Consider the following 25311-nt stretch of genomic DNA (forward strand, 5'->3'; position numbering starts at 1 on the left):
TAGGGGTTCCGCAGCGCCTATCATCAAGCCATGACCTCCCTGCAGCCACATCAAGCGAAGCGGCGGACGGCAATGCATTTTTTCGGAACGCAGAAAAAAGAAAACCCCGCCTAAGCGAGGTTTTCCAGACTGTTTCCCATGACTTCCATTTCTTCCCGCCATCCTGGCAGGCAATCCCTTACGTGTCCCTGTTATCTGTTTGCGCATCCTGCGCGACGTCCATGTGTGTAGATTAAACTTGGATCCACTGGAGCGATAGAGCCGATTGCCATCACGTCATGTAAGCAAATGCTTACATCCTTTTCCGGGTGTCAGAACTGTGACGCCTCCAACAGGTACAGCGACTCGCTGCCCGCTCTAACGGAAGCCGAAAGGGACTGAATGCGTGGCAGCAGACGCGCGAAATAGAACCGCGCAGTGCCCAGCTTGCTGGCGTAGAAATCTTCCTGAGCCTCTTTACCCCATGCGGCTTTTGCCATCATCGCCCACATGTAGGCGTACGCCGTGTATCCGAACGCATGCAGATACTCGACGGACGCAGCACCGATTTCATTCGGGTTGCTGCGAGCCCGGTCCAGTACCCAGTCGGTCAATTCGTCCAGTGTGGTCAGGGCTGCGGCCAACGGCTTGGTGAATTCTGCCTGCGAGCTGTCAGACGAAGCGATGAATTGACGGATTTCGTCGGAGAACAGCTTGTAGTAAGCCCCTCCGCTGGCGACCACCTTACGGCCCATCAAGTCCAGTGCCTGAATGCCGTTGGTGCCTTCGTAGATCTGGGTGATGCGCACGTCACGTACCAGTTGTTCCTGACCCCACTCGCGAATGTAGCCGTGACCGCCGAACACCTGCTGACCGTGCACGGTGGTGTCCAGCCCCATGTCGGTGAGGAAGGCCTTGGCGACCGGCGTCAGCAGCGCGACCAATGCATCGGCGCGCTGACGCACATCGGCGTCTTCGCTGTACTTGGCGGTGTCCAGCTGCATGGCCACGTACGTGGAGAACGCGCGACCGCCTTCGTTCAATGCCTTCATGGTCAGCAGCATGCGACGCACATCGGGGTGAACGATGATCGGGTCAGCGATGGTGTCTTTGGACTGCGCGCCCGTCGGAGCCCGGCTCTGCAGTCGGTCTCGGGCGTACTCGATCGCGTTCTGATACGAACGCTCGCCGGACGCCAGGCCCTGAATGCCGACGCCCAGACGCTCGTAATTCATCATGGTAAACATCGCCGCGAGGCCTTTATTAGGCTCGCCGATCAGATAGCCTGCGGCTTGATCGAAATTCATCACGCAGGTGGCGGAGGCCTGAATGCCCATCTTGTGTTCAATGGAGCCGCAGAACACCGTGTTGCGCTCACCGAGGCTGCCATCGTCGTTGACCATGATCTTCGGCACGAGGAACAGCGAAATACCCTTCGGCCCTGCCGGTGCGTCAGGCAGTTTGGCCAGCACGAGATGAATGATGTTCTCGGTGAGATCGTGCTCGCCGCCGGTGATAAAGATTTTCGTGCCGCTGATCTTGTAAGACCCGTCGGTCTGGGGCTCCGCCTTTGTGCGGATAATCCCGAGGTCCGTGCCGGCGTGGGCTTCGGTCAGGCACATCGAACCGGCCCATACCCCGGCGTACATGTTCGGCAGATATTTGGTCTTCAACGCCTCGCTGGCGTGGGTGTTGATCGAGACGCAGGCGCCGGACGTCAGCATCGGGTACAGCCCGAACGCCAGGCTTGCGGAATTGACCATTTCCTCGACCTGAGCAGACACCGCTTTGGGCATGCCCATGCCGCCGAACTCCGGATTGCCACCGACGCCAACCCAGCCACCTTCAGCGTACGTTTTGTAAGCCTGAACGAAGCCTGCCGGGGTAGTGACGACGGTGTCGTTCCAGTGACAGCCTTCCTCATCGGCCGCGCGACTCAGGGGTGCAACGGACCGGCCAGTGACTTTGCCCGCTTCTTCGAGAATCGCCTCGACGGTCTCGGCGTCCACGGTTTCGGACAATTCGGGCAGCGTGGCCCAAAGTCGGGAGACCTCGAACACTTCATTGAGGACGAAGCGCATATCGCGCAAGGGCGCTTTGTAGTCAGCCATGGCAAACCTCGTTTCAGCGGCAAAGATCTCGGGGGAGGAGCGGCACAGCAGAGAAAGTGCGGCGCCGATGTGTCAATGGAACGAGTGTACATGAACACCATTTGCGACACATAGGGTCAACACGTGACTATTATCAAAGATTTGGTCACACCCAGTAGGCAGTCATGCTGATGCCCGCGCACAGCCGCGTGTGCGTTGGTCCTGGGGTGGAAAAGAGTCGGTTCTAGCCGGCGGCAGCCATGCGCACAGCGCCGCGCTTGCTGGTTTGCGCATGACTAATGACGCAGTTACGCCCGGCCCCTTTGGCGGCATAGAGCGCCTGATCGGCGGATTTGAGGACTTCTTCCGGGTTGCGGTGCTCCGGCAGACGCTCCGCCACGCCGATGCTGACCGTGACCGACACCGCTGAAGCCTGGGACCCCGCCCGACGCTGACGCCCTTGCAGATCATCATTCGGACGATTGTCCTGATTGCGCAACTGAATCTGATAACTGGCAATGGTTTCGCGGATGACCTCAAGGTGCGGCATGCATTCTTCGAGGGTTTTGCCGGCAAACACGATGGCAAACTCTTCGCCGCCATAGCGATAGGCGCGCCCGCCGCCATTGGTGATCTTCGACAGCTTGCTCGCCACCAGCCGCAGCACCTGATCGCCGACATCGTGGCCATGGGTGTCGTTGAATTTCTTGAAATGATCGACGTCGCTCATCGCCAGCACATAATTACGGCCCAGTCGCTGCATCCGCTCATTCAGCGCACGCCGACCTGGCAGCCCGGTCAGCTCGTCGCGGAAAGCCATTTGATAGGCCTCGTGGGCGACTGCCGCCGCAATCATCAACATCACCTGGCTGCACATGATGTTCAGGGTGAACGGCAGGATGAAGGTTTTCGGTAACGCCCAGAACATCCCGAGCAATCCCACCAATTGGGCCGCATGCAGCGGCCGCGGCTTATAGAGGTACTGGGTGATCAATGCGGCAAAAGCGATGAAAAACGTCACGTAGGACAGCTGGATCAGGCTCATCCATTCACCGTGAAGCGCTGGCCAGCGGATGTCGGCGAGCCAGGCCAGCAGCCCGGCGGGAAAGCTCTGTTCGAGACCCAGGGCAACGCTGCCTACCGCGACCAGAACGGCCAACCGTGCAATCAAGTCCTGAAACAGATGGGTCCGCTCTTCCCAGGCCGCAAACAGACCAAACATGACCGGGAGCAAGAGGCAACACAGATGAAACACCACGGCGGCGTCTTCTCGGACCTTGCCGTAATCGCGGTAGTAGTCGGTCTGTGTGTCGAGGAGGAAATAGGCGATGTACACGGTGATCATCAGGAACAGCTCACGCTGTCGCTTGTACACCCCGCAGTACGCACCACCCAGCAACAGCACCAGGGTGGGCAGCACGTTGAAAAGTGAGGTGAAGAAGACGTTGAGGTCTTTCACATACGCGGCCGCCAGTCCGGCAACCAGCAAGGCCAGAGAGGGTAAAAAATGACTGAGCCGTGCGGCAGAGGGGCGCAGCAAAAGGACTATCTCCTCACCGAACGATGTGAGCGCTGATTAAATGGCATTGTGCCTGTATCGGCCGCGTCATGCATAGGATGAGAGAGAATGTGCGTGGCCCTGATACAAAAATCAGCCAGGCACAAAAAAGCCGCTTGCCCCTGGGGGCAAGCGGCTTGAGGGAAACGCTTGGGCTGACTTAGTAAGCCAGACCGAAGTGTTCTTCGTTCATGTCCATCAGGTTGCTCGCGCCCGACAGCATGGTTGCCACGTGAGTGCGAGTGCGCGGCAGGATGCGCTGGAAGTAGAAGCGCGCCGTCTGCAGCTTGGCGGTGTAAAAGGCTTCTTCGCCGGTGCCAGACGCGAGTTTCTCGGCTGCAACACGGGCCATGTCAGCCCAGAAATACGCCAGGCAGGCATAACCGGAATACATCAGGTAGTCCACCGATGCGGCGCCGACTTCTTCACGGTCTTTCATGGCCGCCATACCGACCTTCATGGTCAGCTCACCCCACTCCTTATTCAGCGCAGCGAGCGGCGCCACGAATTCGCTGATCGCTTCATTGCCTTCCTGCGACTGGCAGAACTTGTGGACGATCTTGGTGAAGCCCTTGAGCGCCTCGCCCTGAGTCATCAGCACTTTACGACCCAGCAGGTCGAGCGCCTGAATACCCGTGGTGCCTTCGTACAGCATGGCGATACGGGCGTCGCGAACGTTCTGCTCCATGCCCCACTCGGCGATGAAGCCGTGGCCGCCGTAGACCTGCACGCCGTGGTTGGCAGATTCAAAACCGACTTCGGTCATGAACGCCTTGGCGATCGGCGTCATGAAGGCCAGCAGGCCGTCAGCTTGCTTCTTGGCTTCGGCGTCGTCGCTGTACTTGGCGATGTCGACCTGCTTGGCGGTGAAGTACACCATCGCGCGAGTCCCCTCGGCGAAGGCCTTCATGGTCAGCAGCATGCGACGTACGTCAGGGTGAACGATGATCGGGTCAGCGGCTTTCTCCGGCGCTTTCGGGCCAGTCAGGGAACGCATCTGCAGACGCTCACGGGCGTATTTCAGGCCTCCCTGGAAACCGATCTCGGCGTGGGCCAGACCTTGCAGCGCCGTGCCCAGACGTGCGGTGTTCATGAACGTGAACATGCAGTTCAGGCCTTTGTTCGGCGGGCCGATCAGGAAACCGGTTGCCCCGTCGAAGTTCATCACGCAGGTGGCGTTGCCGTGAATGCCCATCTTGTGTTCGAGCGAGCCGCAGTTGACTGCGTTGCGCTCGCCGACGCTGCCATCAGCGGCCGGCACGAACTTCGGCACGATGAACAGGGAAATGCCTTTGGTGCCGGCAGGCGCATCGGGCAGGCGGGCCAGCACGATGTGGACGATGTTATCGGCCATGTCGTGTTCGCCAGCGGAAATGAAGATCTTGGTACCGGATACTTTGTACGACCCGTCAGCCTGAGGCTCGGCCTTGGTGCGCAGCATGCCCAGGTCGGTACCGCAGTGAGGTTCGGTCAGGCACATGGTGCCGGTCCACTCGCCGGAAACCAGTTTGGTCAGGTAAGCGTCTTGCTGCTCAGGGGTGCCGTGCTCGGAGATGGTGTTCATCGCACCGTGCGACAGGCCTGGGTACATGCCCCACGACCAGTTGGCTTCGCCGACCATTTCACTGACCGCCAGACCCAGCGACTCGGGCAGACCCTGACCGCCATGAGCGACGTCGTGGGCCAGGCTCGGCCAGCCGCCTTCGACGAACTGTTTGTAGGCTTCCTTGAAACCGGTCGGCGTTTTTACGCCGGACTCGCTCCAGGTACAGCCTTCGGTGTCACCCACACGGTTCAGCGGGGCCAGGACCTGCTCACAAAACTTGGCGCCTTCCTCGAGAATGGCGTCAACCATGTCAGGCGTGGCGTCCTGGCATGCTGGCAGACTCTGATAGTGCGCTTCGTAGCCGAGCAGCTCGTCACGGACGAAGCGAATATCACGCAAGGGGGCCTTGTAGTCAGGCATAGCGATAAACCTCTGCTGGTGAATCCTGGAATTGGATGACCGTGTGGTCACTGTGGGGCGTTGCCCCGGCGCCGGCATTTGGGATCACGCGGCGATCAAACAGGTGTTTGAAACATACGTTTACGCCTATACCTTGTCAAGCGACGCCCGGCACCTTTCATCACCTGACGCGGGCAAACCGCAGGCGCGCGGTTGCGACGCCAGGCGGTTGAGACCGCAGCGTTGAGTCTAGAAAACGTCGGGATAAAAAACGCGAAAGCGCCCGGAGAATGGGCACGTGAATGAGGTGTTATTCAGGAGAGGCGTAGCATCCAGCAACGTGCGCCGTAGCGCACGAAGCGAAGAGAATCAGGCGAAGGTATCGATCAGCGTGCCGAGCATTTCATCGCTGGCTTTTTCAACTTTGACGCCTGCCTGGACTTGAATCCGGCCTTGGGTCAGTTCCACCACATTAGTGGCCATGTCGGAACGTTGCGGACGATCGACGGAGCGCAGACGCTCAAGCTGGAAATCCGAAGACTGACTGCGCCCTGACACCTCGGTCGCGGGGCTGGCCAGTTGCGTCGCAGCCTGATCGACACGGTTCTGCCCGACCTGCATGGCGCTGAGGCCCGGGTACAGCGTGTTGTTCAGTGAGATTTGCATGAGCACGATCCTCTGTTCATAGCGAACACAGCGATTAAAGCAGCAAAGCGCCTGGATTACTTCGCAGAGCGACTAGTGGCATTGCGCCTTGTGACGGGCCTCACACTCGGCGACTCGTCGCCCGCTAGTCCAGCAGTTCCAGATGCAGATGCTCGGCAATCATTTCCGCAGTTGCCTTCTTCATGAACGGCACGCGGCCCAAGCACGGCGCCGGCAGACGCTCTGCCAGCGTGGCGAGGTTTTCCTCAAGCCGTGACGTTTTGGGATCAATAATATTCGCCACCCAGCCCGCCAGTTGCAGACCGTCGTTGGCGATCGCTTCGGCTGACAGCAACGCATGGCTGATACAGCCCAGGCGCACGCCCACCACGAGAATCACCGGCAGCTTCAGCGCGATGGCCAGATCGGACAGATTGGCTTGATCGGCCAGGGGAACACGCCAGCCGCCAGCGCCTTCGATCAGCGTGAAATCAGCCTGCTTGGCGAGGATGTGCTGCATCGGCCCGAGCAGAGACTGCACAGTCAGGGCGACTCCCGCTTCCCGCGCGGCCAGATGGGGCGCGATTGCCGGCTCGAAGGCCACAGGATTGACCTCGTTGTAGGTCAGCTGGATCGAGCACTCGGCACGCAAGGCGACGGCGTCCGAGTTGCGCAACCCCTTGGGTTTGACGTCACAACCGGAAGCCACCGGCTTGCCCGCCGCCGTGCTCAACCCCGACTGCCGCGCCGCGTACAGAAGCCCCGTGGCGATGGTGGTCTTGCCGACGTCGGTGTCGGTTCCCGTGATGAAATACGCAGCGCTCATCGTGGCGACCATCCGTTCAGATATTTCAAACTATTCCCTGCTTACTATAGCGTTCGTGTGAAAAACGCCGACTAAATGATCATTCTTTAATCAATGCCGGGTTTAGTCAGGATGGCGTACACCACCTGATACGTGGCGGGCAGGCCTTTTTCCTGACGAAACCTTTCGTACGCCTCCATCAAAGCCTGAATTCGCGCGCGACCGGTCAGGCCTCCCGGGCGACCCGGATTGATGTTGTGCGCACCCAATGCCTTGAGTTCGTGGGTCAGGCTGCGCACGTCGGGATAGTGCAACACGTGGGGCAGGACTTCGAGGCTGCGCACGTTCAAACCACTGGCGGCGCAGAGGCGTTGATACTCTTCCCGCTCGCGGAAACGATTGACGTGGACCATGCCGTCCACAGCCTGCCAGCTGTCGCGCAGCTCAAACAGCGTCCCGACGCAGAGGCTGGCAAAAGCGAACACGCCGCCCGGTTTCAGCACGCGACCCGCTTCGCTCAGCACTGCAGAAAAATCCGGGCACCATTGCACTGCCAGGCTGGAGAACATCAGATCGACGCTCGCGTCACGCAGCGGCACGTTCTCCGCGTCGCCTGCCACATAATGCGCGGCACCCCCTGAAGGCCGTGCATAGCGCAGCATGCCTTCGGCAAGGTCGAGCGCAATGCCTTCGCTGTGCGGAAACGTCTGCGCCAGCGCGCGGCTGAAACAACCGGTGCCGCTGCCCAGGTCCAGCCAGCGGGACGGTGCCAGATCAGGCAGTCGCGTCATCAGTTCGGTACCAACGGCGCGCTGCAAATCGGCCACGCTGTCGTAGCTGGTCGCCGCCCTGGAGAAGGACGCCGCCACTTGACGCTTGTCCGGCAGCGCCTGCTGCCCGGATGCCTGTTGCTGTTTCACGGCCTTCAGCACCGCGCAGTGGGAAAGATCAGTCATCACCGGACTCGTGTAAAAACGCATGAACTGCAGCGGCGACGCCGTGCGGGTTTTCCAGAATGAAGGCATGACTGGCCTGCTCGATCACGCCGACTTCGATGTCAGGCTGGAGGGTCAGCAGGTCCGCCGACGCCTCTGCCGGCACCAACGTATCAAGCCCGCCGAACAGGTGCATTTGAGGACCGCGAAACGCCTGCAGCGCTTTGCGCGTGTCCATTTGCTCGAGCAGCTTGAGGCCTTCGATCAAACCGGCACTGGTGCCGTGGGGCGCGCAGGCTTTGAGCTGTCTCGACAGCGCGCGCGGCTCCTCGGCCCCTTGCACGCACAGCAGACTGAAGCGCTTGAGCGTTGCGTCCAGATCGGCTTTGCAACCGGCAATGAACGCATCGAAATCCGTTTGCGGCATCGCGTTGGGCCACTCGCTGCGGGCCACGAAGCAGGCGTTGCTGGCGAACGTCGCCAGTCCGCAGCAGCGCTCGCCCCGGCGCGCGGCCAGTTCGGCGGCCAGCATGCCGCCCAGCGACCAACCGCCCAGCCAGACGTTGTCGGGCAACGTCGAATCCAGCTCGTCGAGCCAGTCATCGAGGTTGTCGGTGTCCATGTCCGGCAAGGGTTCGATCACCACCCGCAAATGTTCGTCGAGCCCTCGCAGCGCTGCAGCCAGCGGTTCAAGGGGCGAGACGCCGAGGCCCCAGCCCGGCAACAGGATCAACTGATCACGCATGGTCCAGCTCCGAAGATTCGTCTACGCCCAGCAGCGGATAACACTGCTCCAGTGCCTGCAACAATAGCTGCACCTGTGCTTCGCTGTGGGCGGCGGACAATGTCACGCGTAGACGCGCGCTGCCCGCAGGCACCGTTGGTGGCCGAATGGCGGTGACCATCACGCCCCGTTCTCGCAGCAACTGCGACAGCCGCAACGCGCGCCCGCTGTCGCCAATCAGGATCGGCTGAATGGGCGTGAAACTGTCCATCAGCTCCAGGCCGAGGGCTTGAGCGCCGGCGCGAAACTGTTTGATGAGTGCCGCCAGGTGCTCACGCCGCCAGTGTTCGGTGCGCAGCAGTTCGAGGCTTTTCAGCGTCGCGCACGCCAGCGCCGGCGGCTGACTGGTGGTGTAGATGTAGGGGCGGGCAAACTGGATCAGCGTTTCGATCAGTTCTTCGCTGCCCGCAACGAACGCGCCCGCCGTGCCGAAGGATTTACCCAGCGTGCCGATCAGCACAGGGACCTCATCGATGCCGAGGCCGAAGTGCTCGACAATGCCTGCACCGTTCGCCCCCAGCGGGCCGAAGCCGTGGGCATCGTCGACCATTAGCCAGGCGTTTTTGGCTTTCGCCGCCTTGGCCAGCGCGGGCAGGTCAGCGACGTCGCCGTCCATGCTGAACACACCGTCGGTGACCACCAGCGTGTCTCCGACCGCCTTGTCCAACCGGCCGGCGAGGCTGTCGCAATTGTTGTGCAGGTAGCGGGAAAAACGCGCACCGCTGAGCAGGCCGGCGTCGAGCAACGAAGCGTGATTGAGACGATCTTCCAGCACCGTGTCGCCCTGCCCCACCAACGCGGTGACCGTGCCGAGATTGGCCATGTAGCCGTTGGAAAACAACAGCGCGCGGGGCCGTCCGGTGAACTCGGCGAGGGCCTCTTCGAGCGCGTGATGGGGCGTGCTGTGGCCAATCACCAAATGCGAAGCGCCACCGCCGACGCCCCAACGCTCGGCGCCGGCTTGCCAGGCAGCGATGACCTCAGGATGACTCGCCAGCCCCATGTAATCGTTGTTGCAGAACGCCAGCAGCGGCTTGCCGTCGACAATCACTTCAGGCCCCTGCGGGCTTTGCAGCAGAGGCCGCTGACGATAAAGGTGCTCGGCACGACGGGCAGCGAGACGCGCGTTCAGATCAAAAGACATGCAGGCCTCGAGTCAAGCCACTATGGAAGCTCAAACCGCCGCGTCGTAAAACAGCTCGCTGCTTTTCTGCTCGATCAGCGCCTGCTCGATAGCGGCCTGATGCACCTCGTCCGAGTGCTCTTCGCGCGCTTCAGGCTGGATGCCCAGACGCGAGAACAGCTGCATGTCCTTGTCGGACTGCGGGTTGGCAGTGGTCAGCAGTTTGTCGCCGTAGAAGATCGAGTTGGCGCCAGCGAAGAACGCCAGGGCCTGCATCTGGTCATTCATGGCTTCGCGGCCGGCGGACAGGCGCACGTGGGACTGCGGCATCAGGATGCGTGCGACGGCCAGCATGCGGATGAAATCGAACGGATCGATATCCTCGGCGTTTTCCAGCGGCGTGCCGGCGACTTTCACCAGCATGTTGATCGGCACGGACTCTGGATGCTCCGGCAGATTGGCGAGCTGGATCAGCAGATTGGCGCGGTCGTCCAGGGATTCGCCCATGCCCAGAATACCCCCCGAGCAGATCTTCATCCCTGAATCACGCACGTACGCCAAGGTCTGCAGACGATCGCTGTAGGTGCGGGTGGTGATGATGCTGGTGTAGAAATCCGGCGACGTGTCGAGGTTGTGGTTGTAGTAATCGAGGCCAGCGTCGGCCAGCGCCCGGGTCTGGTCCTGATCCAGCTTGCCGAGGGTCATGCAGGTTTCCAGGCCCATGGCCTTGACGCCTTTGACCATCTCCAGCACGTAGGGCATGTCTTTGGCCGACGGGTGCTTCCACGCCGCGCCCATGCAGAAACGGGTCGAACCAATGGCCTTGGCGCGTGCGGCTTCTTCCAGCACTTGCTGGACCTGCATCAGCTTTTCTTTTTCCAGACCGGTGTTGTAGTGGCCCGATTGCGGGCAGTACTTGCAGTCTTCCGGGCACGCGCCGGTTTTGATCGACAGCAGGGTCGAGACTTGCACGCGGTTGGCGTCGAAGTGAGCGCGGTGCACGGTTTGCGCCTGAAACAGCAGGTCATTGAATGGCTGTGTGAACAGCGCCTTGACCTCGGCTAGATTCCAGTCGTGACGCAGGTTGGCATTGATGCTGGCGCTCATGGGCGGCTCCTTGATGTTTTCTGGACGATGACCCGGGCGGCTTCGCCCAGCGGCAAAACCGGAAAGCCCACAGGCGCAACACGGATGTTCGGCATATTTAAGGAAGCAACATGCGCTGTCAACCATATAACGGGCACAAGGTTTACATCTGGTTAGAAAACGTACAGACGTGTTTGTTGTGCGATGAAACAACTGATTCAAGCACCCCGATCTGCGTGCCCTGTGAGCGCGAGCTCCCGTGGCTGATTGACCAGTGCGATCGCTGCGCACTGCCCATGCCGATGTCCGGCCTCACCTGCGGCGCCTGCAATCGCCACCCTCCCGCCTTTAATGAAGTCATCGCTCCGTGGCTGTACGACTTCCCGATCGACGCGCTGGTCACGCGCTTCAAGCATCAAGGGAAATGGCCACTTGGGCGACTGCTGGCGGAGCTGTTGGGCGAGACCCTGCAGCATCGCTTTAATGATGGCCTGCGCCGACCCGACTGTCTTATCCCGGTGCCACTCGCCAAAAAACGACTGCGTCAGCGCCGCTTCAATCAGGCAGCGATGTTGGCGAACTGGCTCGGTGCTCGACTGGGACTGCCTGTTGAAGAGCGCGTGATCCGCCGCGTGAAAGAAACACCTTCGCAGCAGGGTCTGGATGCAAAAGCCAGAAAGCGCAATCTGGCGTCCGCGTTTGCACTGAAGGACGCCACGGCGATCATCGGCAAGCACCTCGCGCTGATTGATGACGTACTCACCACCGGCTCGACGGCCAACGCACTGGCAGAACTGTTGCTCAAAGCCGGCGCCCAATCGGTGGATGTGTATTGCCTGGCAAGAACGCCAAAACCTGGGGACTGATCGGCCGAGACGTTAAAACTTCGCAGCATTTGGGCGCGAGGCATTTTGGCTTACACTCCGGCGTCATCACTTTCAGTGCATCCGACTCCTATGTCCCTACCGCCGTCCCTCACCCAGCACATGGTTCGCCGCCCTCACCGCATCGCACTGTTGCAGCACATTGCCGAGCAGGGTTCGATTACCCGCGCGGCGAAGAGCGCCGGGCTCAGTTACAAGGCGACATGGGACGCCATCGATGAGCTGAACAATCTGGCGCAAAAACCGCTGGTCGAGCGCAGCGTCGGCGGTCGAGGGGGTGGCGGCGCCAAATTGTCGGCCGAAGGCGAGCGCGTGCTGCGGCTTTATCAGCGCTTGCAAGCGTTGCAGACCCAACTGCTGGAAACGTCGGAGGAATCCGATGACCTCGCCTTGCTCAGCCGCCTGATGCTACGCACCAGCGCGCGTAATCAGCTACATGGTCAGGTCAGCGGCGTCCGCTCCCAAGGCCGCAACGACATGATCATGTTGCAGCTCGCGGGCGGTTTGTCGATCGAGGCGCAGATCACCCACGACAGCACCTTGCGACTGGGGCTCGAAATCGGCACGGATGTGTTCGCCTTGATTAAGGCCGGCTGGCTGGAGCTACTGACGCCCGACCAATCTGAAACAATCGGACACAATTGCCTCACCGGTAAAATCGAGGAAATTCTCGCCGCCGATGACGGCCCGAGCGAGGTCAAAATCGTCCTCCCCAGCCATCAGATCCTTTGCGCAGTGGTCGACGCGGACGGGCTGCATGCCTTGCAGCTCAAGGCCGGCGGCGCTGTGAAGGTTCAGTTTGCGCCCTCCAATATTCTGCTCGGCACGCCGCTGTAAGCGCCGCTTGCACGAAACACCGAAGCCCGACTCGTCATCTGACCGACACAATAACGTCATCCGAACTGCATAGGGTTTTGCCCTAAACCGCAGGGAGCCCGTGATGACGCTATTAAAAGATAACCAATCCACCGACCTCGAAAACATGGTTGGCCTGACCCGACGCGGGTTCATCAGCGCGGGCGCCCTGTGCGGCGCGGCGATGTTTCTGGGCGGCAACCTGCTCAGCCGCAGCGCCATGGCCGCCAGTGTCAGCGCCGCCAACGGCACGCTGCTCGGCTTCGACAGCATCCCCTCCTCCACCGCCGACAGCATCAGTCTGCCGCCGGGTTATCGCTCCTCGGTCCTGATCAGTTGGGGCCAGCCGCTGCAAACCAACGGCCCGGCGTTTGACCCCAGCGGCAAAGGCACCGCGAAGATGCAGGAACTGCAATTCGGCGACAACAATGACGGCATGAGCCTGTTCACCTTTCCCGGCGACACGCCGGAGACGGCCAGCCGCGCCCTGATGGCGATCAATAACGAATACACCAACTACCGCTACCTCTTCGATCACGGCAAAGACCCGCAGTCTGCCGAAGACGTGCACAAGGCTCAGGCCAGCGAAGGCGTTTCGGTGATTGAGGTCAAGCGCGAAGGTCAGCAGTGGGCGTTCGTGCAAGGCTCCAAATACAACCGGCGCATCCACGGCAACACGCCGATTCACCTGAGCGGCCCGGCTGCCGGCCATGAGTGGTTGAAGACCGCCGCCGACAAGACCGGCAAAAACGTACTCGGGACGTTCCAGAACTGCGCCAATGGCAAGACGCCGTGGGGCACCTACCTGACGTGCGAAGAGAACTTCACCGACTGTTTCGGCAGCAGCGATCCGGCACAGACTTTCGACGCCGCAACCAAACGCTATGGCGTCACGGCTGCCAGCAAGGAAGTGAACTGGCACCTGCACGACCCGCGCTTCGACGTCGCCAAAAACCCCAACGAACCCAATCGCCATGGCTGGGTGGTAGAGATCGACCCGTTCGACCCGAAATCCACGCCAGTCAAACGCACCGCGCTCGGCCGCTTCAAGCATGAAAACGCTGCGCTGACCGAAACCAAAGACGGCCGCGTCGTGGTGTACATGGGCGACGACGAGCGTGGCGAGTTCATCTACAAATTCATCAGCCGCGACAAAGTCGATCACAAGAACCCGAAAGCCAATCGCGACATCCTCGACCACGGCACGCTGTACGTGGCGCACTTCGACGCCGGCGACAGCAACCCCGACCACCCGAAAGGCCAGGGCAAATGGATTGAGCTGAGCCACGGCAAGAACGGTATTGATGCGGCCAGTGGTTTCGCCAATCAGGCTGAAGTGCTGATTCATGCGCGCCTGGCGGCAAGTCGGGTGAAAGCGACGCGCATGGACCGGCCCGAGTGGATCGTCGTCAGTCCCAAGGACGGCCAGGTCTATTGCACGCTGACCAACAACATCAAGCGCGGCGATGACGGGCAGCCGGTCGGCGGGCCGAATCCCCGCGCGAAAAACCAGTACGGGCAGATTCTGCGCTGGCAGGAAACAGGGTCGGACGCAGCAGCGATGGAGTTTGCGTGGGACTTGTTTGTCGTCGCTGGCAACCCGGATGTTCATGCAGGAACGCCCCAAGGGGGATCAAGCAACATCAACCCGCAGAACATGTTCAACAGCCCGGATGGACTGGGTTTCGATGCTGCCGGGCGGCTGTGGATTCTGACGGATGGCGACGCTACCAATGCGGGTGACTTCGCCGGAATGGGCAACAACCAGATGCTGTGCGCTGACCCCGCCAGCGGCGAGATCCGTCGATTTATGGTGGGGCCGGTGGGGTGTGAAGTGACCGGCATCAGCTTCGCGCCCGACCAGAAAGCGCTGTTCGTCGGCATTCAGCACCCCGGCGAAAACGGCGGCTCGACCTTCCCCGAGCACCTGCCGAATGGCAAGCCGAGATCCTCGGTAATGGTGATCACGCGTGAGGATGGCGGCGTGATCGGCGCCTGACGCGAGCGCTTCCCCATCCCGGAAAGGGTGCAATCGGAGGGATGGGGAATCCAGCGAGTCAGAGGCACCGGGTGTAACGCACTGTGTCAGGCGTAACACGCCTGAGTTACCATGACTGGCCCGACGCGGCAGCCTGCTGCGCGCAGGAGTTAGCATGGCCCACCCGTTCGCAACACTTACACCTGACTTGGTGCTGGACGCCGTCGAGAGCATCGGCTTTGTCACCGACGCCCGTATTCTCGCCCTCAACAGCTACGAAAACCGCGTCTACCAGGTTGGCATCGATGAACAGCAGCCATTGATCGCCAAGTTCTATCGGCCTGATCGCTGGACCAACGACGCCATTCTCGAAGAACACAGCTTCACCGCGGAGCTCGCCGACGTCGAAATTCCCGTCGTCGCGCCCCTCGTGCATAACGGCCAAACCCTGTTCGAGCATGCCGGCTTTCGCTTCACGCTCTTCCCCCGTCTTGGCGGCCGCGCGCCAGAGCCCGGCAATCTCGAACAGCTCTACCGCCTCGGCCAGTTGCTGGGGCGTATCCATGCCGTTGGCGCCACGCGTCCATTCCAGCACCGCGAAGCCCTTGGCGTGCAGAACTTCGGCCACAACTCGCTGAACTACCTGCTGGACAACAACGTGATTCCGCGCAGCCTGCTGCCGGCCTATGAGTCCGTTGCCAAGGACCTGCTCAAGCGCGTGGAAGACGTATACGCCGCCACACCCCATCAGAACATCCGCATGCACGGCGATTGCCACCCCGGCAACATGATGACCCGCGACGACATCTTCCACATCGTCGATCTCGACGACTGCCGCATGGGCCCGGCGGTGCAGGATGTCTGGATGATGCTCGCGGGTGATCGTCAGGATTGCCTGAGTCAGTTGTCGGAATTGATGGACGGCTACAACGAGTTTCACGACTTCGATCCCCGTGAGCTGGCGCTCATCGAACCGTTGCGTGCACTGCGCCTGCTGCACTACAGCGCATGGCTGGCGCGTCGTTGGGACGATCCGGCGTTCCCCCACAGCTTTTCCTGGTTCGGCACCGAACGCTATTGGGGCGATCAAGTGCTGGCGCTGCGCGAGCAGTTGTCCGCGCTGAACGAGGAACCGCTGAAGCTGTTCTGAGAACGCGAGAAAACTCTGTAGGAGCGTGGCTTGTCCCGCGAACTGGCGCGAAGCGGCAGCAATCCGGACACTCGATGTACCAGACGAGGCTAAATCGTCCGGTTTACGACTGCTGCGCAGCCGATCGCGGGACAAGCCACGCTCCTACACGTCAGCCACACGTCCCACGCCTGCGCGACGTTCGGTTACCGAAAAAGATAGAACCATCACCACAACAAAAAACTTGCCGAAGGACCACTCATGCAAGCTGCCAACCCGCGTCGCGGGTACATTCTGGGCCTGAGCGCCTACATCATCTGGGGACTGTTTCCGATCTACTTCAAGGTGCTGGCCAGCGTTCCTTCACTGGAAATCATCGTCAATCGGGCGATCTGGTCGGCCATTTCCGGCTCGCTTCTCTTGCTGGTCTGGAAACACCCCGGCTGGTGGCAGGAGCTACGGGATAATCCCAAACGACTTGCCATTCTCGCCTCCAGCGGCACGCTGATCGCCGCCAACTGGCTGATCTACGTCTGGGCCGTGAACAACAACCACATGGTCGAAGCCAGCCTGGGCTACTTCATCAACCCGCTGATCAACGTGATGCTCGGCATGGTGCTGCTGCGTGAAAGACTGCGCCCCTTGCAATGGGTCGCGGTGATGCTGGCGTTGATCGGTGTGCTTCAGCAGGTCTGGCAAGTGGGCAGCCTGCCGTGGGTGTCGCTCGCGCTGGCGTTCACCTTCGGCTTCTACGGCCTGATTCGTAAAAAAGCACCGGTGGCCGCACTGCCTGGCCTCGTGGTGGAGACCTGGATTCTGGTGCCGCTGGCCGTAGGCTGGTTGATGTTCAACCCGCTTGCCCACAGCGCACAGCCGGAATTCTGGACAACATCCGAGGCGCTCTGGCTGGCGGCGGCCGGTCCGGTAACCCTCGTGCCGCTGGTGTGTTTCAACGCTGCAGCGAGGCATCTGCCCTACGCGACACTGGGCTTTCTGCAGTACATCGCGCCGACGCTCGTGCTCGCATTGGCGGTTGTGCTGTACGACGAGCACATGCCTTCGGCCACCTTGGTAACCTTCGCCTTCATCTGGGCCGGGTTGATCATTTACAGCGTCGACGCGTGGCGCTCGCTGCGCAAACGCGCCCAGGCCTGAGCAGGTAAGAGGGACCGCTGCAAGCCCGTCAAAAATCGGGACCTGCAGCGGTTACATCGATGACTCGTCGGTCGGCAGATGCAGTTCCACCATCAGGTCATCCGCCAGGGTTTCCAACCGCTGCTGCAGCACATCCAGTGAAAGGTCCATCGGCAATCCCAACTCGGCATGGGCGCGGAACAGCGTTTCGCTGCTCATGGGCGCGGGTTCGACGCTGGTCACCAAGTGTTCCAGGTTGACGCCTTGCTCGGTCAGCACGCGAGTGACGTCGCGCACGATCCCGGATCGATCATTGCCCACCAGGTCCATGGTGATGGGCCTCCACTGCGGCAAGGATTCCGGAAGGACTTCGGCGAACAGTACACGGATGCCTTTTACCGAGAGCCCTTCCAGCGCGCTGCGCAGGGGCTGATGCGCGTCGACCGGCGCGCTGACCCGCAGGATCCCGGCGAACTGCCCGGCCATGTGTGACATACGGCTTTCCAGCCAATTGCCACCGTGATCGGCAATGCATGCGGCGAGCTGCTCGACCACGCCTGGCTTGTCCGGTGCAGACACCGTGACGATAAGATGATCCACAAACGACTCCTTTTATGTGCAGCAACTGAGGTCTGTTTAATACCACGCCTCAAGGGTTGCGGGGTGGTTGTGGGGAGTATAGGCAGGTCTGCACTGCCCGCAGCGGTGTAAGCGCATCAGGAATTTCTGTGTACGATCCGAATAATTTTCTGGAACAATCTGATCGCTCTTTGAGAACATCCCATGCCGGTGCCTGACCGAATGCCTAAATTCGGTCGATCGCTGCAAATCAAGTCTGGATTTTCACGCCGCGAAGCGTCATGTAGTATCGCCTCGCGCGCACTACATAGATGTCAAATAGCTGAGCAGAGTGAGGCAAGCAATGACTGAACACGTTCAAGTCGGGGGCCTGCGGGTCGCCAATGTCCTGCTGGATTTCGTGAACAACGAAGCCATTCCCGGAACCGGCCTCGACGCCGCTTCATTCTGGGCCGGTGCCGATGCGCTCATCCACGAGCTCGCACCGAAGAACAAAGCCCTGCTCGCCAAACGCGACGAATTCCAGGCGCGTATCGACGCGTGGCATCAGTCCAATGCCGGCAACGCCCACGACGCGTCCGCCTACAAAGCGTTCCTGCTGGAAATCGGCTATCTGCTGCCAGAAGCGGCAGACTTCCAGATCACCACACAAAACGTTGACGAAGAAATTGCCCGCATGGCCGGCCCCCAGTTGGTGGTGCCGGTGATGAACGCACGTTTCGCGCTCAATGCATCGAATGCCCGCTGGGGCTCGCTGTATGACGCGCTGTACGGCACCGACGCCATCAGCGAAGCGGACGGCGCGGAAATAGGCAAAGGCTACAACCGCGTCCGCGGCGACAAAGTCATCGCCTTCGCCCGCGCCTTTCTGGACGAAGCCGCCCCACTCGCGGCGGGCTCCCACGTTGACTCCACCGGCTACAAGCTGGTCGATGGCATGCTGATCGTCAGCCTCAAGGGCGGCAGCAACACCGGCCTGCACGACGATGCTCAGCTGATCGGCTTCCAGGGCGACGCGTCGGCGCCGACCGCGCTGCTGTTCAAGCACAACGGTCTGCACTTCGAACTCCAGATCGACGCCACGAGCCCGGTCGGCCAGACCGACCCGGCCGGTGTCAAAGACGTGCTGATGGAAGCGGCGCTGACCACCATCATGGATTGCGAAGACTCCATCGCTGCCGTCGACGCCGACGACAAGGTCGTGGTGTACCGCAACTGGCTGGGGCTGATGAAGGGCGATCTGTCCGAAGAAGTCGCCAAAGGCGGTACTAGCTTCACCCGTACCATGAACCCCGACCGCGTTTACACCTCGCCCACCGGCGAACCCGTCACGCTGCATGGCCGCTCGCTTCTGTTCGTGCGCAACGTCGGTCACCTGATGACCATCGATGCGATCCTCGACAATCAGGGCAACGAAGTGCCGGAAGGCATTCTTGATGGCCTGCTGACCAGCCTCGCGGCGATTCACAACCTCAAGGGCAATACATCCCGCGCCAACAGCCGCACGGGCTCGGTGTACATCGTCAAACCAAAGATGCACGGCCCTGAGGAAGTGGCGTTCACCAACGAGTTGTTCGGGCGTATAGAGGCGGTGCTGAACCTGCCGCGCAACACGCTGAAAGTCGGGATCATGGACGAAGAGCGTCGCACCACGATCAACCTCAAGGCCTGCATTCAGGCGGCGAGCGAGCGTGTGGTGTTCATCAACACAGGCTTCCTGGACCGCACCGGTGACGAGATTCACACGTCGATGGAAGCCGGCCCTGTCGTACGCAAGGCGCAGATGAAGGCGGAAAAGTGGATCGGCGCGTATGAAAATTCAAACGTCGATATCGGCTTGAAATGCGGCCTGCAAGGGCGCGCGCAGATCGGCAAGGGCATGTGGGCGATGCCTGACTTGATGGCCGCGATGCTTGAACAGAAAATCGCCCATCCACTGGCCGGCGCCAATACCGCGTGGGTTCCCTCGCCCACTGCCGCTGCACTGCACGCGTTGCATTACCACAAGGTCGATGTGTTCGCGCGTCAGGCCGAGCTTGCCCGGCGCGCGCCGGCCTCTGTCGACGATATTCTGGCCATTCCATTGGCGCCGAACACTGACTGGACGGCCGAGGAGATCCAGAACGAACTGGATAATAACTCCCAGGGCATTCTCGGTTATGTGGTGCGCTGGATCGATCAGGGCGTTGGCTGCTCGAAGGTGCCGGACATCAACGACATCGGCCTGATGGAGGACCGTGCCACGCTGCGCATTTCCAGCCAGCACATCGCCAACTGGCTACGCCACGGCGTGGTCAGCGAGCAGCAGGTAATGGAAAGTCTGAAGCGCATGGCACCGGTGGTGGACCGTCAGAACGCAGGTGATGCGCTGTATCGCCCCCTGGCACCGGATTTCGACAGCAACATCGCGTTTCAGGCAGCGGTTGAACTGGTGATCGAAGGCACACGGCAGCCGAACGGTTACACCGAGCCGGTGCTGCACCGTCGCCGTCGGGAGTTCAAGGCAAAACACGGGGCTTAATCAGCGCCCAGACAAAAGGCGGTGTCCACGCAAATGGACACCGCCTTTTTTATTGCCGCAACGCAGTCCAGAGACGGCGTTATCAGGCCATTTCCAGCTCCCGCTTCACCAGTCGCAACAGCTGCTTGGTATTGATCGGCTTGAGCAGGAAATCCACCACGCTCAGGTGCATGGCGTCGATGGCGTCACGTACGTTGGCGTCGCCAGACACGATAATGATCGGCAACTCCGCACGGTCCGATTCGCGCACCCTTCGAATCAGGTCCAGCCCGTCGCACGGCGCCATGCGCAGATCGGTGATCAGCAGCGCAATGGAGGGCCGGGTCTGCAGCAAGTGCATGGCGCTGGTGCCGCCGGCGGCGGTGATGCAGCTGATGTCATTGAGACTGAGAATTTCGGCCAGAACTTCCCGAGCATCCTTGTCGTCATCGACGATCAACACCCGATGTGGCGATTGGGACGCAGGCGCGAGCATTACCTCATTGAGGGCTTCGCGCTCTTCATCACTCAAAATACTGTGATCGAACATACCCGTCTCATCTTCCTGTCGACTCCAATTCTGACAGCGCAAGCGATTGATACGCTGCACATCCTGTCGGCTTCATGCCGGCCCTGGGGCCTCGCGCTAACTGCATCGCTGCGGTTGTACACCTTGGTTCGATGCGAGCCAATGCCTTTGCAGTCACCTAAGACTTACGTCCAATGGGCACTGCCCGATAAGCGGTCGACCATGGGGTCAATAAAAACAAGCGGTATCGGTCATGAGCAAAGCGGACGCTTTTACCCAGGCAGGCAAAACAGCCGTTCTGCAGAACATCCACGGCACGATGCAGTTCCTGCAAAAATTCCCGCCGTTCAACCAGATGGAAAATGCCCATCTGGCCTACCTTGTGGAACAGTGTCACCTGCGTTTCTACGCTACAGACGAGAGCATCATCAAGCCTAGCGATGGGCCAGTAGAACATTTTTACATCGTCAAGCAAGGCCGCGTCGTGGGTGAGCGCCCCCATTCCGCAAAACGCGGCACCGAGACCACGTTCGAAATAACCACGGGCGAGTGCTTTCCCCTCGCGGCACTACTCGGCGAACGCGCCACACGAACCGAGCATCTGGCGGCCGAAGACACTTTCTGTCTGCAGCTCAACAAGCAAGCCTTCATCAAGCTGTTTGCGCTCTCAAATGAGTTCCGCGACTTCGCCCTGCGCGGCGTCAGCAGCCTGCTCGATCAGGTCAATCAGCAAGTAAAGCAGAAGGCGGTGGAAACACTCGGCACCCAATACTCACTGAATACGCGACTGGGTGAACTGGCGATGCGTCACCCGGTGACGTGCTCCCCCGACACGCCGCTGCGTGAGGCCGTGCGGCAGATGGACGAGCAGCAAGTCGGCAGTATCGTGATCGTGGACGAGGCCAAAGCGCCGCTGGGTATTTTCACGCTGCGCGATCTGCGCCAGGTCGTCGCCAACATCGACGCCGACTTCGGCGAGCCCATCGAACGCAGCATGATTCAGGCGCCGTTCTACCTGAGCCCGGACGCCAGCGCCTTCGATGCGGCCATTGCCATGACCCAGCGCCATATCGCCCACGTCTGTCTGGTGAAAGATCAGCGCTTGTGTGGCGTGGTCTCCGAGCGCGACCTGTTCTCCCTGCAGCGCGTGGATCTGGTGCATCTGGCGCGCACCATCCGCAGCGCGCCGCGCATCGATTCGCTGGCCAATCTGCGCGGCGACATCGTTCAACTGGTGGACCGAATGCTCGCCCACGGCGCCTCGTCCACCCAGATCACCCAGATCATCACGCTGCTCAACGATCACATGGTCTGCCGCGTCATCGAGCTGACGCTCGAAGAAAAAGGCGATCCTGGCATCGCTTTCAGCTGGCTGTGTTTCGGCAGCGAGGGCCGGCGCGAGCAGACGCTGTACACCGATCAGGACAACGGCATTCTGTTCGAAGCCAGGGATGCCGCCGAGGCCGCTGAGATTCGCGGCCGGTTGTTGCCCATCGCCGAGCGGATCAATCAAAGCCTGGCGGTGTGCGGATTCGCGCTGTGCAAGGGCGGGATTATGGCGAGCAATCCCCAGCTGTGCCTGTCGCGTATCGAGTGGGCGCGGCGCTTCGGCTCGTTCATTCGCGAAGCCACACCGGAGAACCTGCTGTCGTCTTCCATCTATTTCGATCTGCGCGTGGTCTGGGGCGATGAAAGCGGCGGCGATCAATTGCGTCAGAGCATTCTTGCGCAGGTCGCAGACAACGCCTTGTTCCAGCGCATGATGGCCGACAACGCCCTGCGTCAACGCCCACCGGTGGGCCGCTTCAAGGATTTCGTGGTCGCCCGAAAAGGCAGCGAGAAGGACACACTGGACCTTAAAACCCAAGGCCTGACGCCGTTCGTCGACGGAGCGCGCGTGCTCGCGCTGGCCAATGGCGTCGAGGCGAGCAACACGCTGGACAGGCTGCGTCAGCTGGTCGCCAAAGAGGTGATCGACCCGCTGGACGGTGCGGCCTATGAAGAGGCTTATCACTTCATCCAGCAAACCCGTATGCAACAGCATCAGCAGCAGAACCGGCAAAACCTGCCCTACTCCAATCGCATCGACCCGGATGTGCTCAATCATCTGGACCGGCGCATCCTGCGTGAGTCGTTCCGGCAGGCGCAGCGGCTGCAGACCAGCCTCACCGTGCGCTACCAACTGTAAGCGACTGATCATGAATTTGTTCCGCTGGCTCAAGCCCCCCAAACGCGCCGTCGCCCCTGAGCTGACACCTGAACAGCAACAGCGCCTGCGCGCCTTGCCCGGCCCGGGCGTCCTGGATCAAAAGACACTGCGCCAGCAACGGTGGGTCGTGGTCGATCTTGAGACCAGCGGGCTGAATCTGCAGCGGGACGACGTGCTGTCGATTGGCGCCGTGGTCATCGAAGATGGCGCGATCGATCTGGGGCAGCAGTTCGAGCGCACGCTGATGCGCACCGATCACAAACTCGGCCCGAGCGTATTGATTCACGGGCTGGGGCCCACCGCAATTGCGGCAGGCAGCGAGCCGGTGGAAGCGCTGCTGGATTTCATGGCATTCGTGGGTGACAGCCCGCTGCTGGCGTTCCATGCGGCGTTCGACGAGCACATGCTGGGGCGTGCATTAAAGGAAAGCCTGGGCTATCGCCTGCTGCACCCCTTCATCGATGTCGCTCACATCGCGCCCTTCATTTGCCCGAACGCGAATTTGCGTCAGGCAGGCCTGGACGACTGGACGCGGCTCTTCGGGCTTCACGCCGAAGAGCGTCATCACGCCAGCGCCGATGCCCTGGTGACCGCCGAACTCGCGATGATTCTGTTCAGCCACGCCAGAAGACAGGGGATCGAAACCCCTACACAGCTTGAGCAAGGCGTGGCGAAATGGCGACGGCAGCAACAATCGCATTCGTTTTAGCGTTCATCCTCTGGGCCTGCCTCTGGATCCCGCCGCGCCTTACAAATCTAATGGTTGATTCTTACGTCAACCGTTCGGCTTGTTCCTACAAGGACCAATTGCCAGCATTGGGCGGCTCTGACACAATCGCGAACAATTCTCGTTAGCCCCTTTGTTCTCCTCGGTGCGCTTGTGTCGTCACTTCAAAGTCCCCAGCAGCAGCTCGTCGGAACGCTCTATCGCGACCATCGCGGCTGGCTGCTGGGCTGGCTCCGACGCAATGTCGCTTGCCCCCACCGCGCCGAAGACCTCAGTCAAGACACGTTCATCCGCTTGCTCGGCCGCGAGCAATTGCTTGAACCCCGCGAACCCCGGGCCTTTCTGGTTTCGATCGCGAAAGGCTTGCTGTTCGACCACTTCCGTCGTGCCGCGCTGGAACAGGCGTATCTGGACGAGCTGATGCTGATTCCCGAGGGCGAACAACCTTCCTTGGAAGAGCAGCAGCTGATTCTCGAAGACCTCAAAGCCATCGACCGTCTGCTGGGCAAGCTGTCCAGCAAGGCGCGCGCCGCCTTTCTGTACAACCGCCTGGACGGCATGCCCCACGCGGAGATCGCCTTAAAGCTCGGCGTCTCGGTACCCCGTGTGCGTCAGTACCTGGCGCAGGGCTTACGCCAGTGCTACATCGCACTCTATGGCGAACCAACATGAGCCGTATTTCTACCCGACCTGTTTCATCCCACGTGCTGGACGCCGCCATCGCCTGGCAACTGTGCCTGGATTGCGGCCGGGGCAGCGAAGCCGAGCGTGAAGAGTTCGCCAAGTGGTACGCCGCCAGCGACGAGCACGCCCGGGCCTGGATGCAGTTGGGCATGGTCGATCAACGTTTTGCCGGGACCACCGGCCCGGCACGTTCGGCGCTTTTGGGGTCCCGTGACGGGATGGGCTCGCGTTTGCGCAAGCTGGGACGCGGGTTTGCAGGGGTGGCGCTGGCGCTGGGATTGACGCTGTTTCTGGGTGATCGCCTGCTGCCGGTGGATTACTGGCTGGCGGATCTGCGCACCGCCACCGGCGAGCAGCGCACGATTCGCTTGTCGGATAACACCCTGATCCGCCTCAACACCCACAGTGCACTGGACGTGCGGTTCGATGACAAACAGCGGCGGGTCGTGCTTCAAGAAGGCGAGATCTTCGTGGAGACCGGGAGCCACAACGACGCGCGTCCGTTCATCGTCGAGACGCCTGAGGGGCAGATGCGTGCACTGGGCACGCAGTTCCTGGTCAAGCGGCAGGCCGACGGCACGCTGTTGAGCGTGCTGCAATCAGCCGTCGCCGTGCACCCGCAGGCTTCGAATCATGAAAAGGTGCTGAACGAGGGGCAGCAGATGTTGATTCATCGCAACAGCCTCGGGCCCATGCTCGCCCTGACGCCCGGCACCGGCGCCTGGATGCGCGGCATGCTGGTGGTCGATAACGCTCGTCTGGCAGATGTCGTTGCGGAGCTTGCCCGCTATCGTCCGGGCCATCTCGGCGTTGCGAAAGACGTTGCAGACCTGCGTATCACCGGCAGCTTTCCGTTGACCAATACCGACCTGGCGCTCAAGGCTCTGACGCCCACGCTGCCCGTGCAGATCGAAGCACGTACGCCGTGGTGGGTGACGGTGGTCGGCAGCGGGAAGAAGCCGGCAGCTGCGCTTTAATTCGGGGTCTCTTGGGCAGGCTTGGGGCATCTGGATAACCGCAACCCTGTGGGAGTGAGCTTGCTCGCGAAGGGGCCGGTACATCCACTGGATCACCAGGGCTGAGAATTGTCTCCGCGAGCAAGCTCGCTCCCACAGGGCCTTCGTACGCCTACTGAATGAACTCACAGATTATT

Annotated in this window: 21 protein-coding genes; 10 read left to right on the forward strand and 11 right to left on the reverse strand. The window is 61.0% G+C overall.

What is annotated here, in order from left to right:
- Positions 1 to 311 precede the first annotated feature (311 nt).
- The 9 genes from SLW74_RS20455 to bioB all read right to left on the reverse strand — a co-directional run bounded on the left by SLW74_RS20455 (position 312) and on the right by bioB (position 10971).
- Complete coding sequence (locus SLW74_RS20455; protein ID WP_410929912.1) at positions 312 to 2090, reverse strand: acyl-CoA dehydrogenase C-terminal domain-containing protein; 1779 nt, start codon at positions 2088 to 2090, stop codon at positions 312 to 314.
- A 223-nt stretch (positions 2091 to 2313) separates the two neighbouring features.
- Positions 2314 to 3609: a GGDEF domain-containing protein gene (locus tag SLW74_RS20460; protein WP_410929913.1), complete on the reverse strand. Its 1296-nt coding sequence runs from the start codon at positions 3607 to 3609 to the stop codon at positions 2314 to 2316.
- A gap of 178 nt (positions 3610 to 3787) precedes the next feature.
- Positions 3788 to 5593: a phenylacyl-CoA dehydrogenase gene (locus tag SLW74_RS20465; protein WP_192134928.1), complete on the reverse strand. Its 1806-nt coding sequence runs from the start codon at positions 5591 to 5593 to the stop codon at positions 3788 to 3790.
- A 348-nt stretch (positions 5594 to 5941) separates the two neighbouring features.
- Positions 5942 to 6238: a pyrroloquinoline quinone biosynthesis protein PqqE gene (locus SLW74_RS20470; RefSeq protein WP_065991303.1), complete on the reverse strand. Its 297-nt coding sequence runs from the start codon at positions 6236 to 6238 to the stop codon at positions 5942 to 5944.
- A 124-nt stretch (positions 6239 to 6362) separates the two neighbouring features.
- Positions 6363 to 7043 (reverse strand): dethiobiotin synthase, encoded by a 681-nt coding sequence (gene bioD / locus SLW74_RS20475; protein WP_065991381.1) that lies wholly within the window; start codon positions 7041 to 7043, stop codon positions 6363 to 6365.
- An 86-nt stretch (positions 7044 to 7129) separates the two neighbouring features.
- On the reverse strand, positions 7130 to 7978 hold the full coding sequence (bioC, locus tag SLW74_RS20480) for a malonyl-ACP O-methyltransferase BioC (protein WP_296311317.1): 849 nt from the start codon (positions 7976 to 7978) through the stop codon (positions 7130 to 7132).
- Positions 7971 to 8702, reverse strand: a complete 732-nt coding sequence (locus tag SLW74_RS20485) for an alpha/beta fold hydrolase (RefSeq protein ID WP_410929914.1) — start codon at positions 8700 to 8702, stop codon at positions 7971 to 7973. Before SLW74_RS20485 ends, bioC begins: the two co-directional genes overlap by 8 nt.
- Positions 8695 to 9885 carry an 8-amino-7-oxononanoate synthase gene (gene bioF, locus SLW74_RS20490; RefSeq protein WP_065991301.1) on the reverse strand — a complete coding sequence of 397 codons (1191 nt, stop codon included), beginning with the start codon at positions 9883 to 9885 and terminating at the stop codon, positions 8695 to 8697. The genes SLW74_RS20485 and bioF overlap by 8 nt, the downstream gene beginning before the upstream one ends.
- Positions 9886 to 9915: 30 nt before the next feature.
- A complete protein-coding gene (gene bioB / locus SLW74_RS20495) occupies positions 9916 to 10971 on the reverse strand; it encodes a biotin synthase BioB (protein WP_065991300.1) in 1056 nt (351 codons plus the stop codon).
- 110 nt (positions 10972 to 11081) lie between these two features.
- On the opposite strand from bioB, the gene SLW74_RS20500 reads away from it, so the two are divergent.
- From SLW74_RS20500 to rarD, 5 genes are all read left to right on the forward strand, one after another.
- Positions 11082 to 11816 (forward strand): phosphoribosyltransferase family protein, encoded by a 735-nt coding sequence (locus tag SLW74_RS20500; protein ID WP_410929915.1) that lies wholly within the window; start codon positions 11082 to 11084, stop codon positions 11814 to 11816.
- Positions 11817 to 11906: 90 nt separating this feature from the next.
- Positions 11907 to 12671 (forward strand): TOBE domain-containing protein, encoded by a 765-nt coding sequence (locus tag SLW74_RS20505; RefSeq protein WP_410929916.1) that lies wholly within the window; start codon positions 11907 to 11909, stop codon positions 12669 to 12671.
- Positions 12672 to 12774: 103 nt separating this feature from the next.
- Positions 12775 to 14688, forward strand: a complete 1914-nt coding sequence (locus SLW74_RS20510) for a PhoX family protein (protein WP_410929917.1) — start codon at positions 12775 to 12777, stop codon at positions 14686 to 14688.
- A 154-nt stretch (positions 14689 to 14842) separates the two neighbouring features.
- Entirely contained in the window at positions 14843 to 15817 is a 975-nt protein-coding gene (locus SLW74_RS20515) for a serine/threonine protein kinase (protein WP_410929918.1), read from the forward strand.
- 240 nt (positions 15818 to 16057) lie between these two features.
- Positions 16058 to 16951 (forward strand): EamA family transporter RarD, encoded by an 894-nt coding sequence (rarD, locus tag SLW74_RS20520; protein ID WP_065991295.1) that lies wholly within the window; start codon positions 16058 to 16060, stop codon positions 16949 to 16951.
- A gap of 51 nt (positions 16952 to 17002) precedes the next feature.
- On the opposite strand, the gene SLW74_RS20525 is transcribed toward rarD, so the two are convergent.
- Positions 17003 to 17530, reverse strand: coding sequence for a glycine cleavage system protein R (locus SLW74_RS20525; RefSeq protein WP_410929919.1), 528 nt, complete (start codon positions 17528 to 17530; stop codon positions 17003 to 17005).
- Positions 17531 to 17852: 322 nt separating this feature from the next.
- Between SLW74_RS20525 and SLW74_RS20530 the strand changes: the two genes are divergently transcribed.
- Positions 17853 to 20030: a malate synthase G gene (locus SLW74_RS20530; RefSeq protein ID WP_410929920.1), complete on the forward strand. Its 2178-nt coding sequence runs from the start codon at positions 17853 to 17855 to the stop codon at positions 20028 to 20030.
- Between the two features lie 82 nt (positions 20031 to 20112).
- Here SLW74_RS20530 and SLW74_RS20535 read toward each other — a convergent pair whose 3' ends face one another.
- The gene (locus SLW74_RS20535) at positions 20113 to 20559 is read right to left on the reverse strand and encodes a response regulator (protein ID WP_065991292.1); all 447 of its coding nucleotides are present in this window, start codon (positions 20557 to 20559) and stop codon (positions 20113 to 20115) included.
- 232 nt (positions 20560 to 20791) lie between these two features.
- Between SLW74_RS20535 and SLW74_RS20540 the strand changes: the two genes are divergently transcribed.
- The 4 genes from SLW74_RS20540 to SLW74_RS20555 all read left to right on the forward strand — a co-directional run bounded on the left by SLW74_RS20540 (position 20792) and on the right by SLW74_RS20555 (position 25135).
- A complete protein-coding gene (locus tag SLW74_RS20540) occupies positions 20792 to 22726 on the forward strand; it encodes a putative nucleotidyltransferase substrate binding domain-containing protein (RefSeq protein ID WP_410929921.1) in 1935 nt (644 codons plus the stop codon).
- Between the two features lie 10 nt (positions 22727 to 22736).
- A complete protein-coding gene (locus SLW74_RS20545; protein WP_410929922.1) occupies positions 22737 to 23456 on the forward strand; it encodes a PolC-type DNA polymerase III in 720 nt (239 codons plus the stop codon).
- A gap of 171 nt (positions 23457 to 23627) precedes the next feature.
- Positions 23628 to 24146 (forward strand): RNA polymerase sigma factor, encoded by a 519-nt coding sequence (locus SLW74_RS20550; protein ID WP_065991289.1) that lies wholly within the window; start codon positions 23628 to 23630, stop codon positions 24144 to 24146.
- The gene (locus tag SLW74_RS20555) at positions 24143 to 25135 is read left to right on the forward strand and encodes a FecR family protein (protein ID WP_410929924.1); all 993 of its coding nucleotides are present in this window, start codon (positions 24143 to 24145) and stop codon (positions 25133 to 25135) included. The genes SLW74_RS20550 and SLW74_RS20555 overlap by 4 nt, the downstream gene beginning before the upstream one ends.
- Positions 25136 to 25311 lie beyond the last annotated feature (176 nt).

It is taken from the genome of Pseudomonas sp. W5-36 (assembly GCF_046540455.1).
Classification (GTDB): domain Bacteria; phylum Pseudomonadota; class Gammaproteobacteria; order Pseudomonadales; family Pseudomonadaceae; genus Aquipseudomonas; species Aquipseudomonas graminis_B.